Raw genomic sequence first — 13449 nt, forward strand, 5'->3', positions numbered from 1 at the left:
CTGCAGAGGCAGAAGAACGATACTACGCCACGCTGGACGCACCAGCTATGGCCGCATAACTTAAACCAAACGGTCTCCGGCAAAGTCGGGGCGGTTCACTGTCAGAGCGCAGGCACATCTCAAAAACGGGCTCATCGAACCAAACCCCTGAACGCTGATGAATTCCGGAGAGCGCTTCCTCCGTATATTCGCCACGTGTTGCTACCGCTTGGGCCGGAAGCTCGTAAACATCATTTCTGGTTCGAAGAAAGCGGCCACTTCTAAACGCTGCTTCGCTTGACTTTGCCCAGTGCGCAAACCCTTCGTTCGAGACAACGAGCATTGCCCTGGTCTCGGAGTATTCGAGCCAGCGTAGCACGGCGGCCGTCAACGAAACTCCGTAGCGCTTCGCGATCCTACCCAGCTTCTCGAAATCGACCTGCTCTTTGGCAGATATTTGCCGCCGAAAATCGTGCAGCGGCATGAGTAGTGTCGCCGCGAACTGATCGGCTTCAGCCTCGATGTCACCGCCAGCTCCTCGGATGACACTGTCTTCGCTGCAAAATATCCCGTCCTTGTACTGCTCCTCAGACTCAATTCGCTGTCTATGTAACACGTAGTGCCCCAGCTCATGAGCAACGGTGAACCGGCGGCGGGTTTCCGACTGGGTTTCGTCATAGTAAATACCCCATTGCCTGGGAAGCGTTTTGCTAAAGACCAGAGCGCCCGCGCAGCCCGTAATCTTTTTACCTACGACCTCGTGGATTGGGCTATTTGGTGATGTGCTGGATGAGTATTCAATTGCGAGTCTCTCCACATCTACCGGGCCAACGTCAAATCGGTCACCGCCCAAGACCACGTCCATCATCGTTGTCAGCTTATTGGCTTCGGCTCTGGGTTTAGGCGGTGGTGTAGTTTTCATTTTTTTCCCATCTTGGCCAACGACTCCGCCATTTCTCGCAAGACCTTGCGAGTATCGTCGGGAAGTTCACTGTATTGTCTGAAGAATGCGATATCCTCCGCTTGGGTGCGGGTCTGGTCGTCGCTCCCGATCAGGTAGTCGGCTGTGACGCCGAGTGCTCTACCTATGTCCGCCAGTTTCTCGGCGGATGGTCGGGGAGGGTGCTTGTTTTCCAATTCCCATATGTAGCTCTTGGATGAGCCGGAAGCGGCAGCCAGTTGATCCAAGGTAAGCTTCTTCTCTCTGCGCAACGCATTTATGCGAGCGCCAAGTTTGTTCTGTGTCATCCGATTTCCTTCCTTATTTTGGTTTTTCCACAGGTTCGGAGTGGCGATATTCTAAGTTCCTTGACTTCGAAATTCAAGGTCACCATATTCGGTTCTGACTAGCGAACTTTTAATTAAGGTTTAGCGAAATCTGACAGGCAGACACAAAAAGGGAGCGCCACCATGAACACCAATCCGGCAGGCAAAACGAACATTATGGAGAAAACGAATGACAAGAACTACGCTCGATGGAATTGATCCTTTTCTGAACCGTATCGACGCGATCCTTGCTGAGATCGCCTTTAGCATCCAGCTCCCGCCGTCACTCCATGGTAAAGCCGTGGATCGCTACGAGGCGGTGAGAAAGCACTTGGAAGCAACGACCTCGATCTTTCATGACGAGATCGAGCACTTCTATCCCCAAGGGTCTATGGCAATCGACGCCACGATCTCGACACGTGGCACGGACGACGAGTACGACCTCGACATCATCGCTCAGCTCGGCGAGCGCTTTCGATCCATGCAGCCCCTCGAAATTCTGACCGAACTTGAAAAGGGCTTGATTGGGTATCGCGGCTTGACGGTGGTACGACAGACCCGCTGCGTTACAATCTACTACGCAGACAAGATGCACCTCGATATTACTCCGTCATTGCGGGATAAGGGCACACTTGAGCGACAGAGCGTTATTATGCACGCGAAAGGCCCCGAGGCGTCGGATGACGACCAAGATGTGCCTATGAACGCATACGGCTTCTGCCAGTGGTACGCTGAGCGCACTCCTTTGGAACTGAAGGTCCTCGAAGCCTTCAAACGCCGTTGGGAGGATGCCGAACAGCGGGCTGTCAAGGCTGACGCCGACGTTGACGAGGTCCCGGTGCAGACGGAATTTATCGTCAAGAGCAATACCACTTTGGCGCTGCAGCTATTGAAGCGGTATCGCAACGTTCGCTATGCGAACCGTCCAGGCCGCATGCCGCCGTCGGTAATGTTGTCGTACTTTGCCGGTCTGGCAGCCAAGCCGGGCAGCTCATTGACTGACGCGCTTCTTCGCATCGCGAACTGGATCATCGGCGAAATTGACCAGGCCACGATCCGCAACAAGACGCTTCACGTCGAGAACCCAGTTTATGCCGATGATGTGTTCACCGACCGCTGGCCGGAGAATGTCGAGCAGCAGGAGCGGTTCGCTCGCGACCTGCGCGAACTTGTGAAGGGTGTCGAAAAGGCGTTGAACGGCGAGATGCTGCCGACCGCCTTGCAGGATTGGCTTCGCGAGGTCTTCGGGGATCGCGTCGTCACGAAAGCTGTCGACAACATGGTCAAAGAAACGCGTCGGGCTGCCGATCAGGGAACACAAGGCTACACTAAGCGCGGGAGCATCCTCGTTCCTGCCGCTCCGGCAGTTGTGACCTCGATCTATGCTTCGCCGGTCAAAGCCTCTCCTCACACCTACTTTGGGGATCGCCTCAAATGAGCGGGCAATACAAGACCATCGATGAGCAGATTGCCGCCATGCGGTCCGACTGGCCGCTCTTCCGCGCACACAAAGTTGACCGCCATTCGGCGGTCTGGACTGGAGATGTGAAACCCCAGTTCGCCTGTTATCGCATCGAAATCCGATATGAGATCGGCGATTTTCCGGAGGTTCGGATATTGTTGCCAGAGCTGATACGGAAGCCGGAATATACAGATGGTCCCTTGCCGCATGTATACGGACCTCTCAGCGATCCAACACTTTGCCTGTTTGACCCTGCCGCCAATGAATGGGACGGCACCATGTTGATTTCTCGAACCACCATCCCGTGGTCCATTGACTGGACCGTGTTCTACGAATTTTGGCTAATGACCGGCGTTTGGTCGGGAGGCGGCCGTCATCCAGGTTCAGCACAGGAGGCCGTACAGCAATGAATTACATAGCTCCTCCTCGCTCCGATGGCACCATTCAGCACACTCGAAAAAAGCAGCCATGGCCGAAGGCCCGACTGTTTCGCATCCTATCTATCGATGGAGGCGGAATCAGGGGCGTTTTCCCTGCTGCCTACCTTGCGGAGATCGAAAAGCGTTTTCTTGGTGGTGGCTCTATTGCGTACCACTTCGACATGATCGCGGGCACTTCCACCGGCGGCATTATCGCTCTCGGCCTCGCGAACGGCATGACCGCAGCCCAGGTGCTGCAAATCTATACGGAGCGTGGTCACACCATCTTCCCGTCGCCAAAAGGCGTCGGTCGCCTGCGGCAACTCCTTCGTTTCCTGTTTCGGCCGAAGCATGATCAATCCGTATTGAAGGGTGAACTTCTCCGGATTTTTGGCGACAAGGTAATCAACGAGGCCACCACGCGCCTCGTGGTTCCGAGCTTCGAAGGGGTGCACGGCGAGCCGTTCATATATAAGACGCCCCACCATCCTGACTATCAAAAGGATCGACACAAGACTTTCGCCCATGTCGCGTTGCACACCAGTGCCGCCCCCGCCTACTATCCGGCCGTTGAGGCCGACGGTCATATCATGATCGATGGCGGGGTTTGGGCGAACAATCCAATTATGAACGCTCTTGTTGACGTCTTGGCCTGCTATGACATTCCGAGAGAGAACATCCGCATACTCTCCCTGGGAACAGGCGACGAAACGCTGAAGCTCCGTAAGAAGCAGCTAAATGGTGGCGTGAATGGCTGGGGCATTTCCATCGGAATGCCTCCGATTTTCAAGATTGCCGCCAGGGCGCAATCAAAGAATGCTCTCGGCCAAGCATATCTCCTCGTTGGCAAAAACAATGTCGTTCGCGTGGACGTGCCCGAGCATGAAGAGCTTATCGCCCTAGATGACGTTCGCCGGTCTCTCATCGAACTGCCTAGGGTGGCTCGCGCGCAAGCTGACGCGTCAGGCCACTATATAGAAAGCGTGTTTCTGGCCAGTAAGGCGGATGCGTACACGGCCTGTCCATTGACGTGAAATGGGAAGGGATGAGTTTGGCTTTCCATCCCACCTTACCATGGGGTTATTAGATGTCACTACTAACACCACTTTACCGCGTTGCAGTTGAGTCAATGGCCGAAGCCAGCCGTCTCCAGGATACGGCAATCATTGATGAGTTCGTGAAGGCCCGTGGACTGAAGGAATGTCCCCCTGAAGATGATCGATTTATGTGGGCGTACGAACTCGCAGTGCCGGGTGAACGGCTGTTCTTCAGTATCGATACTACGATACTTCCCAAGCCTTCAGTCCGGGACCCGACAAAAATATCTATCTGCTGAAGTTTATGCTAAATGGCCAGGTCGTGGCGCAAGAAACTGTCGATTTTCTCGACAGATCAATCTACTAGTTGGCTCACATTCTGTCGAGATTCGGGAAGGGTACCTCCCACTACCGTTAACCTGGTTGAGCAATTAGCAGTTCGATTCCGAGATCAACCCGAGCGATATCTCGCGCCACCAGCAAATTCGTAAGGGTTTCTTCCTGCTCCGTGCTGATCGCTGCCGTAGGCATGGCCGCTCGAACGCGAACCCGCATTCTATCGGCTAACCCGGCTGCCTGTCTTCGGGAAGTAGATGAAGCCAAGTCGACAACCTGATTGCGGGTAGTGCGAGAGGTCTCTCTTGCATCACCATATTGCTTCTGCTGGAAGAGCGCGCCAACCTTTTGCTGGACGTCATCGAAGGTTGTGCGGCGTATTTCCTGCGGATCAGAACAGAAGAACGCATGCCCCAGATCGCTCCGATAGGCGATGGTATGCTGCTTGTTATCGGGAAGTGGTCCGATATCCCCTGGCGAGAAAAATGCGGTGTCTCGGAAAACCCTGCCCAGACCATAGGAGCTATTGAATTCGTGAATGTCCGGAAGACAAGGGGCGGCGTAGAAAACGCAACCCGGATGTTTCTTCTCCAGATCAATGAGATGGGCATGCTGCTTCGATAGGTCATTGCGCATTAAGCCAATCCGATAAAATTGCGTCTTCAACCCTGGGCAACTGCCGGTCGATACCTCGAACGCAGTTCCCTTCTTCATCCGGTCAGGCAGCTTAAACTGAAAGAAAAGCGGCACTGCTGGCAGTTGGATTTGAACGTCGTATCCAAGCTTCGCCTCTTGGACCAAATTAGGGAATACCGGCGCGCCCGTTGCCCCAGCGGGGTGTGACCGAATGAGACTTTCGGTAAACGCATAGTCTGTACGCAGAACAGAGTCCTGAGACGCACATGTCGACAGTCGCCTTCAAGGCCGGGACGGATGTCATGTTCGGCTTCGATACGTACCGCAACATTATGGCTCGGGTGTCTGCAAAGACAGCGCCCGTCTTCAACTACCGGTTCGATCAAAAGGAGCCGATGTTCGGCGGAAACTTCGCGGCCCATGCAGTGGAGCTTCTATATCTCTTCGGTTCTCTCGACATTGATGAAGCGTGGGGTGAGCCCGGCCTCCCAGCAGCGAGAGCGAAGTTGTATCCTGGGGCGAGCATTATCTCTTGCGGGACACCCTGATTGAAGCTTGGACAAGCTTTGCACGCAGCGGACAGCCGTCAGCGAGGATGATGCCCAAGTGGGAACCGTTCACCGCAGATCAAAACGTTACAATGCTGATCAGCAGCGAAGCAAAGCTTGTGAAGGATGTCTACGATGCCGATGCCAAGGCAATTCTAAGCACCCTCAAGAGCGGTCTGCTCAACTAGTCGGCAATTTACCAATATCATACCGCTGACCTCAGCCAGCGGTATTAACCTCTTGACTGTCTATATCCTTGGATTGCCGCCTCGATTGACGCGGCTTTCCCGCCAAACTGTAAACAAGCCAGCGGCCACGACGATAATTGAGCCAATGATCATGTTGCCCGTCACCACTTCGTTGAAAATGAGCGCGCCCATCAACACGTTCAGAACGAGTTGCAGGTAAGACACCGGCTGAACCTCAACCGCCAGCAAGTAGCCATACGCAATGATTAGAAAATAGTGGCTTACTGCACCGCTCACGCACAGCAATAGTATGAAATACCAGTCAGTAGGCGCGACGTGTGTCCAGTAAAACGGGCCAATCAGAGTGATTGATATTGCCCCGGCGATACCAGTGTACAGCAGGCTCGTGACAGAGCTGTCTTTCCGGCTAACAACCTTAGTTGCAATGCTGTACAGCGCAAATGAAAGGGCTACCAAGACTGGCAAGATCGTGGAGATACCGAACTCAGCCTCTACAGGATTGATAATTATCAATACGCCAACGAGACCAGCTACTACCGCCGTTGCTCGCTTCCATCCTACCGTCTCGCCGAGCAGCGGAACCGAGAGGACTGTAACGAAGAGCGGCGTGGACTGTATTACTGCTTGGCTCATTGCCAGCCCCGCGTATTTATACGCAATAACTGCCAACACGATTTCTAAAGCGAGAAGACATCCCCGAGCGACTTGGAGCCAAGGGTGATGGGTTCTGGCGGCTTGGCGAATTCCCCTGGGCGAGCACGCTGAATATAGCAGCACGAATACCGCAAAGGCCCAAAACCTAAGCATTGTAATGAACACCGGTGGATAGCTCCCGATCAGGTGTTTCGTGATGCCATCCTGCGCTGCGAACATGGAGACAGCTGAGACAGCGAACAGGTATCCGCGCGTCTTTTCGTTCATCGTTGTTTCCCTGACTGTCCTGGGAGAGCTGAAAAAAGCTCGCTTCCATAAACTCGTGATTTCCAAAAAGAGAACAATCAGTATATAAAACTGACCTTACGGTCAAATATGGGATTCTCCTCGTGACCTATCTCGGAGGAATAATTGTGAAGAAGACTTTGGTAGCCTTCGCGGCTGTTTCATTCATTTCGACGCAGCTGTCTTTTGCCGCTGACTGCAAGCAGATTGAGACGGTGTCGCCGGGCCAATTGACTGTCGCTGCGTATGATTATCCGCCTTTCACGTTCGCATCCCCGGACGGCGCAATTTCCGGGATCGACCCTGCTATCGTGAAGCGGTTCGCCACCGACAGTTGCCTCGAACTTGTAACGCTTGTCATGGACCCGGCAGCGACGATCCAGTCGGTTGTCGCCGGAAAGGCTGATCTCGCTATCGGCAGCTGGAATCGAACGGAGAACAGGCGCAAGGTGCTCGACCTGTCAGCGCCTTTGTACATTGATCACATGGGAATTTACTCCAAGGCCGGCTACGACGAGATTGAAGCTACCGTTGATAAGAGGGCAGGTACCGTTACCGGATTTTTCTGGGTCGCCGACCTGCAGAAACTCTTCGGGACAAATCTAAAGCTCTACCCGACACCCGTCGCACTTGCTCAGGACCTGGCAGCTGATCGGTTGGATGTAGGCTTTCTCGGTTACAACGCTGGGAGCTACAATCAGAAGAACAACGGGGCGTATCCGGGAATAGCCATCAAAATGGCAAAACCCGATGAGCGGATTCAGGCGACGGTTCTGCCGCCCCAAACGGCAATTCTTTATACAAAAGGAAACCAGTCTCTTGGCAAGGCTCTGGACGAAAGCATAGCCGCGCAACACGCGGATGGCTCACTTGCAAAGACGATCTCGGATGTTGGGTTCGATCCAGAGATTACGAACGTTGGCGAACCGCGCTTTGTGAAGTGATCAATCTTTAGGCAAAAACAAACCCGCCAGAAGACTGGCGGGTTTTTCGTTATCAAGGAGATCAGAATTCTTCCCAGCTCACCACGTCGCGTCCGCCTGCAACGCGAAGGGTTCTGGTCGATCCATCATTTCCTCTGCTTGCGTGACCATATTTAGGCGCTTCATTTCCACCACTATTGCGGCCTGCAGGGGAGACGTGGAACCGAGTGACCAGTTGCTGAAGGCTCAGAGCTTCATCGTTCAAGGCTACGCTAGCTGCTGTTGCTTCTTCCACCATGGCCGCATTCTGCTGAGTGACCTGATCCATCTGGTTCATAGCGCTGTTGATCTCCTTGAGTCCGACAGCTTGTTCGGCAGCGGACAAAGATATCTCCCGAACGAGTGAGTTGATGCTCATCACCTGTTCGGAAATCTTCTGCAGGGTCTTGCCAGCCAAACCGACGAGTTCGACCCCCCCCTTCACCTGCGACCCCGAAGCGTTGATCAATGTCTTGATCTCCTTGGCGGCCGTTGCCGAACGTTGGGCAAGCTCTCTGACTTCCTGAGCAACGACAGCGAAACCTTTGCCCGCCTCGCCAGCACGTGCTGCTTCAACACCGGCATTGAGTGCCAGAAGGTTTGTCTGAAATGCAATGTCGTCGATCACGCCGATAATCCGCGACACTTCAGTAGAGCCTTGCTCAATGCTCTTCATCGAGGCGATGGCTCGCTGCACGATTTCCCCTGACTCCTCCGCATCCTGAGTAGCCAAGCTAACGTTGGTGGCGGCAGTTCGAGCATTCTCGGCGCTGGAGTTGACCTGGGCCGTCAATTGGTTGAGAGCAGCGGCGGTTTCTTCCAAGCTTGCAGCCTGATTTTCGGTGCGCTTGGCGAGGTCGGCAGCGCTGTTGCTGATTTCCCGCGTACCAGAGCCAATGTTCACCACACTGGATGCCATCGTGGTAATAGTCTGCTCAAGTGCGGCAACCGTCAGGTTGAAGTCGCTCTTGAGCTTGCCATACTCGCCCGGGAACTCTTTATCGATGCGGTAGGTAAGATTGCCTTTCGAAAGTTCTCCAAGAGCTTCACCAACCAATGCAACGATATGGCGTTGAAGATCGGTCGATTGCTGTCGCTCGGCTTCGGAGCGACCGCGTTCCATTTCGGCGCTTTGCCGTTCGCGTTCCGCCTCTTCCTCTAGACGGCGGTTATTCGACAGGTCGAAGCGAAATCCTTCGAGGGCCTTGGCAAGCGAGCCTACCTCGTCTATCCGGCCCTGTCCCTCTACTGGCTGCTCATACTGACCATCGCTGAGGTCCCTTACGTTCGAGAGAAGCTTATTCAACGGTTTCTGGATAAACCCCCGAACAGCAAGTTGGAGTGCAGCCATCACAGCGAGCAGCACTAGGACACCTCCGACTACCATGAGGACGGTTTGAGCGCGAACAGGTGCATTGATGGCGCTGTAAGGTACGTCAACCAAGATCGCCCAAATGGTGTCCGTTCCAGGAATCCTAAACGGCTGCACGTAGCGGTCAAACTTGCCGTCGATTTCCGAGATGTTCATTCCCTGCTGCGCCTGCAAGGCGGCTTTGATGGTATCGGCACCTGCCTGATCGTAGTCCTTTGTCGAATCTTCCAGTCGGGCCCCTACCACCCACTTGCCACTCTGGGAAACCAGCATGGCACGGCCGGTGCCAAAAGGGTGGACTTCGCGAAGCCCATCGGACAATTTTTGAATCGACACATCCAATCCAAGGACCCCGAGTAGTTTACCGTTCGAGCGTATTGGGAATGAGATCGAGGTCGCGATATACGACTCGTTGGTCGCAGGTTCCGTGTAAGTGTAAGGATCGGTCGTTACGCCGTTTGTGGCGTTTGCAGCTGTTTTGTACCATTCTGCGCCGTAGTCATCGGGGAATGATCGGAAGTTCTGTTCGCTGCCTCGGTTCTCCCAAGACATTGCCAATACGCCGTTCTCGTTCAGGCCGAAGCCCGCATCAGCTGAGCTACCTACCGGTATGTCGAAGTTGCCCTTTTGCTCCATGAACCAGGAGTTGTACACGGACGGATTGGAAGCGCCTCCCTGGAGAATTGCTTTCAATGACGTGCGGCTCAGCTCTTTGCTTTCATAGGAACGCAGGATTGCGTCGGCCATTGCCTTCGCAGACCCGGATAATACAGCGATATCGCCTGCGACATTGCTGGCCAACCCTCGTGCTTCCGATCTTCCATGGTCGGTCAGAAGCTCCGTAACCCTATCCCGTGTCTGGCTGATCATGATCAGATTTGAAACGACAAGGACTGAGACAATCGCCGTTCCGGTGACAGCGATGAGTTTCAAAGTAAGAGATTTTCGAATTGATTTAAGCATAGCTGGCCCCATCCATGGCTTTCAACAACCTTCTGGATGGCGCGTACGAGCATGTCAGGCACCCACGAAGTTGTGCCATAAATTTAGTACCCAGTAGTTAAAAACGAATTATCAATCTAAAATACTGACCTAGTAGTATGTTGATGATTAAGGACGTTAGGCGTAGAGCTGCAACGGAACGACCGAGGCCGAAAATCCGAAGCGAACAGTGATTTCAAGTTTACGGGGAGGGATGGCCAAGGATGGGGCATCATCTTCGTACTCAGCTTTCAGAGGATTGCCTGCCTCAGCTGCGAGATGAGCAAGGTTTTGGGCAAGAAGGGCGTCACCTCCTGTTAGCGCCCAAGTGGCGGCAGTTCGCTCGATATTGTATAGCCCAGGAAGGCGAGCTGGTAGATTTCCTCGCCAGTATCGAGAGATGGCTTCCGCCATGCGAGCAGCTTTTAAAATCTCTCCGCTGCGGGCGACGGCGACCGCTCCGAGAAAATCGCTTTTCGCACGGGCGGCTTGGATGAATTCGTCGACTAATTTCTGCTCAAATGATCGATAGTAATCGGCGTATTTGCTTGCCAGCCTCATGTGGAACGCGTGGGAGCGAGGCGTCAGTTTCGCCCCCTCTGTCCGAAGCTCCGCAATAACTTCGTCCCACAGACTGAGCAGGGCAGGGAATTCCTGCTCGTCCACGTCCGTTCCGTTTCCCAGACGGCCTGCAACATCCAAATGTCGACAAACGACAAAAGCAATCTGCCGCTCGATAGCGGTCAGGTCTTCCAAGGAAACTGCCCTCAGCCTGTTGGAGACGTCGTGTCCATCTCTGACCTGGGCACTGAGCATCCAAAGACGCTGTAGCGGATCAAAATGGTTGTCTTCAGACCCCGATGTAAGCAACTCGGACATGTTCATCATCCTTCATGTCGGCAGCCTTGCCTCTCAACGAGATACGGCCCTGTTCAAGAACAGCTGCATCGCTGCTCAGGCTGAGAGCGACATTGGCGTTTTGCTCAACCAGAAGAACTGATTTTCCCTCTGCGTTGATGGATTTGATGACCTCTGCCATCGCGCCAACCATGACCGGCGACAAGCCCATCGACGGTTCATCCATCAAAACGAGCTTTGGAGCAGCCATGATTGCTCGCCCGATGGCCAGCATTTGCTGTTCGCCACCGCTTAGGGTGTTTGCGAACTGTTTCCGGCGCTCCGCCAAGCGCGGAAAAACGGAGCATATTTTATCATAGTCCCGCTTCACCGCCGCGCTGTCTCTCCGAAGATACGCACCGATTTTCAGGTTTTCATCGACGGTCAGTTCGGGAAAAACATGACGTCCCTCCGGAACGTGAGCGATCCCGCGTTCGACAATCGCTTTCGCCGACAGGTTTTCGATGGGTTCGCCTTCAAAAAGGATGCTGCCTGAAGATGGGCGGACAAGGCCAGATATGGCACGCATGAGCGTGCTTTTTCCTGCCCCATTTGACCCAATGATACAGTTGATCCCATGTTCGAATGTGAGGGACACGTCGTGCACTGCCGCGACCCTACCGTAATGGACTGCGAGATTCCGGAGTTCGATCATGCTGCCGTTCCCAAATACGCTGACATCACTTCAGGGTGCCGCCTGACGTGCTCCGGCGTGCCCTCCGTGAGCACTTTTCCAAAATTCAGAACCGTAATAACGTCGCAAAGTTTCATGACGGTTCGCATGTCGTGTTCCACAAGGACCACGGTGGTCCCGCTTTGGCGTATCGCTTGCAACATCTCGACCAGTCGATCTTTTTCGGAGGCCGTCATTCCCGTAAACGGCTCATCCAGGAGCAAGACACGAGGTTTGGCAGCAAGTGCGATTGCGATCCCAAGGACCCGCTGCTGCCCATGCGACAAATCTCGTGCCGCCGCATTCCGAAGATCAGTAAGTCTCGCGAACTGCAGCAGCTTTTCCACCTCATGGTCTCGGTTTTTTGCGTAGGCCTGGCTTTCTGAGAACCAATCCCTCCAAGACCCGGAAGCGGTCGCGAGCATCCCGTTTGCGATGTTCTGAGCGACCGTTTGATCGGGAAAGAGAACGGTTCCCTGGAACGTTCTGACCAGCCCCTTTCTCGCCCGATGGCTGGTTGAGGTCGATGTAACTTCCTCACCATCGAGGTGGACGGTCCCCGTTGTCGGTGTGTAAAAGCCCGTGATGAGGCTGAAGAGGGTCGTTTTGCCTGCACCATTCGGTCCGATTAGACCATGGATGGTTCCCGCCCTCACTTCGAGGTTCACGTCGTTCACGGCGGTGAGTCCGCCGAACTTCTTCGTTACACCCTTGAGAGATAGAACACTCATCGGGCGTCTCCTTTCGTACTGGCAGCGAGTGAGCCGCTGTCGGGCAGGGCGGCTTTGGGAGCGAAGAGCTTGTCCAACCCGACGAGGCGCTCAATACCTCGCGGCCAAAACAACATGACAAGTATCAGAATGATGCCGTAGATTCCCGGACGCAGCTCATCAGCGAAACGCAGGGACTCATCGAACCCCATAAGAATGATGCCGCCAAGAATTACGCCATAGAAGGAGCGGGTTCCGCCAACGATGGCCCAGATCATCAGATAGAGCGCGAAATTGAGGTTGAACCTGTTTGGCGTGACCGATCCGAATGCATATGCCAGAAGCACTCCAGCAATACCTGCGAACGCGGCTGAGATGATGAAGGCAATACGACGATAACGACGGGTGTCTATGCCTACTGCTTGGGCAAGAACGTCCTGCTGCTCGATGGTTCGCCAGATTTGGCCCAGCCGAGACTGCTCCATGCTCCAGATGACGAGCAGACAGACCACCACGATAGCGAGAGCGAGATAGAAAAAAGACGCCGGATGACCGAAGTCGATGGTGATGGGACCAACTTCGAGATAGGGAGCTGAAATCCCGGAGAAGCCACGGGTGCCGCCGAAATACTTGAATTTCCTCCAGAGCAAACGAATGGCCTCCGCTGCGCCGAACGTTCCCATCAGGAAGTAGAACCCGCGCATTTTCAAGAGCGGGAAGCTCAGAACCGCAGCGACGGCAGCAGCGACGACCGCCCCCGCAACAAGGGAAACCGGAAAAGGAGCACCCCAATCCTTGACCATGATGGCGGCCGTGTATGCGCCTACACCCTGTAGAACGACGTGAGCAAATGACCATTCCCCAGTCAGCACCACCATTCGGTAGCTGGACAGCATGAGGATCATGATCGCGATTTCGGTCGAGAAGGAAACGTAATAGTCCCCGGCAACCAATGGCACGATTGCAGCAGCGGCTATGGCGATTATCGCAAACCCGAAGCCAGCTTTCTTATTTGAAGTCATG

14 protein-coding genes are annotated in these 13449 nt (G+C 54.3%); 5 read left to right on the forward strand and 9 right to left on the reverse strand.

Translation table 11 applies throughout. From position 1 onward, the window contains the following. Positions 1-22: 22 nt before the first annotated feature. Positions 23-901 (reverse strand): ImmA/IrrE family metallo-endopeptidase, encoded by an 879-nt coding sequence (locus tag ASC86_RS11000; RefSeq protein WP_056320500.1) that lies wholly within the window; start codon positions 899-901, stop codon positions 23-25. Next, complete coding sequence (locus ASC86_RS11005) at positions 898-1227, reverse strand: helix-turn-helix transcriptional regulator (protein ID WP_056320502.1); 330 nt, start codon at positions 1225-1227, stop codon at positions 898-900. The genes ASC86_RS11000 and ASC86_RS11005 overlap by 4 nt, the downstream gene beginning before the upstream one ends. 208 nt (positions 1228-1435) lie before the next feature. Between ASC86_RS11005 and ASC86_RS11010 the strand changes: the two genes are divergently transcribed. The 3 genes from ASC86_RS11010 to ASC86_RS11020 are packed head-to-tail and all read left to right on the forward strand — an operon-like array spanning position 1436 to position 4160. After that, the gene (locus ASC86_RS11010; RefSeq protein ID WP_056320505.1) at positions 1436-2683 is read left to right on the forward strand and encodes a nucleotidyltransferase; all 1248 of its coding nucleotides are present in this window, start codon (positions 1436-1438) and stop codon (positions 2681-2683) included. After that, on the forward strand, positions 2680-3117 hold the full coding sequence (locus ASC86_RS11015; RefSeq protein WP_056320507.1) for a hypothetical protein: 438 nt from the start codon (positions 2680-2682) through the stop codon (positions 3115-3117). The genes ASC86_RS11010 and ASC86_RS11015 overlap by 4 nt, the downstream gene beginning before the upstream one ends. Beyond that, positions 3114-4160: a CBASS cGAMP-activated phospholipase gene (locus ASC86_RS11020; protein WP_056320509.1), complete on the forward strand. Its 1047-nt coding sequence runs from the start codon at positions 3114-3116 to the stop codon at positions 4158-4160. The genes ASC86_RS11015 and ASC86_RS11020 overlap by 4 nt, the downstream gene beginning before the upstream one ends. A gap of 417 nt (positions 4161-4577) precedes the next feature. Here the strand turns inward: ASC86_RS11020 and ASC86_RS11025 are convergent, their stop codons facing one another. Next, positions 4578-5300 carry a hypothetical protein gene (locus ASC86_RS11025; RefSeq protein ID WP_056320512.1) on the reverse strand — a complete coding sequence of 241 codons (723 nt, stop codon included), beginning with the start codon at positions 5298-5300 and terminating at the stop codon, positions 4578-4580. A gap of 101 nt (positions 5301-5401) precedes the next feature. On the opposite strand from ASC86_RS11025, the gene ASC86_RS11030 reads away from it, so the two are divergent. Beyond that, positions 5402-5683 (forward strand): hypothetical protein, encoded by a 282-nt coding sequence (locus tag ASC86_RS11030; RefSeq protein ID WP_056320515.1) that lies wholly within the window; start codon positions 5402-5404, stop codon positions 5681-5683. 248 nt (positions 5684-5931) lie between these two features. Here ASC86_RS11030 and ASC86_RS11035 read toward each other — a convergent pair whose 3' ends face one another. Next, positions 5932-6813, reverse strand: coding sequence for a DMT family transporter (locus ASC86_RS11035; protein ID WP_056320519.1), 882 nt, complete (start codon positions 6811-6813; stop codon positions 5932-5934). A 122-nt stretch (positions 6814-6935) separates the two neighbouring features. Here ASC86_RS11035 and ASC86_RS11040 point away from each other — a divergent pair, with 122 nt between their 5' ends. Further along, a complete protein-coding gene (locus ASC86_RS11040; RefSeq protein WP_200943804.1) occupies positions 6936-7775 on the forward strand; it encodes a transporter substrate-binding domain-containing protein in 840 nt (279 codons plus the stop codon). A gap of 61 nt (positions 7776-7836) precedes the next feature. Here the strand turns inward: ASC86_RS11040 and ASC86_RS11045 are convergent, their stop codons facing one another. The 5 genes from ASC86_RS11045 to ASC86_RS11065 form a co-directional block, all read right to left on the reverse strand. After that, positions 7837-10128 (reverse strand): methyl-accepting chemotaxis protein, encoded by a 2292-nt coding sequence (locus ASC86_RS11045; RefSeq protein WP_056320680.1) that lies wholly within the window; start codon positions 10126-10128, stop codon positions 7837-7839. A 156-nt stretch (positions 10129-10284) separates the two neighbouring features. Next, positions 10285-11025 (reverse strand): hypothetical protein, encoded by a 741-nt coding sequence (locus ASC86_RS11050; RefSeq protein ID WP_156387006.1) that lies wholly within the window; start codon positions 11023-11025, stop codon positions 10285-10287. Continuing rightward, positions 10997-11698 (reverse strand): ABC transporter ATP-binding protein, encoded by a 702-nt coding sequence (locus ASC86_RS11055; protein WP_056320528.1) that lies wholly within the window; start codon positions 11696-11698, stop codon positions 10997-10999. The genes ASC86_RS11050 and ASC86_RS11055 overlap by 29 nt, the downstream gene beginning before the upstream one ends. Beyond that, complete coding sequence (locus tag ASC86_RS11060) at positions 11695-12447, reverse strand: ABC transporter ATP-binding protein (protein ID WP_056320531.1); 753 nt, start codon at positions 12445-12447, stop codon at positions 11695-11697. The genes ASC86_RS11055 and ASC86_RS11060 overlap by 4 nt, the downstream gene beginning before the upstream one ends. Further along, positions 12444-13448 (reverse strand): branched-chain amino acid ABC transporter permease, encoded by a 1005-nt coding sequence (locus ASC86_RS11065; RefSeq protein ID WP_056320533.1) that lies wholly within the window; start codon positions 13446-13448, stop codon positions 12444-12446. Before ASC86_RS11065 ends, ASC86_RS11060 begins: the two co-directional genes overlap by 4 nt. Between the last annotated feature and the right edge of the window lies 1 nt (position 13449).

This window comes from Rhizobium sp. Root1212 (assembly GCF_001424985.1).
Lineage (GTDB): Bacteria > Pseudomonadota > Alphaproteobacteria > Rhizobiales > Rhizobiaceae > Pararhizobium.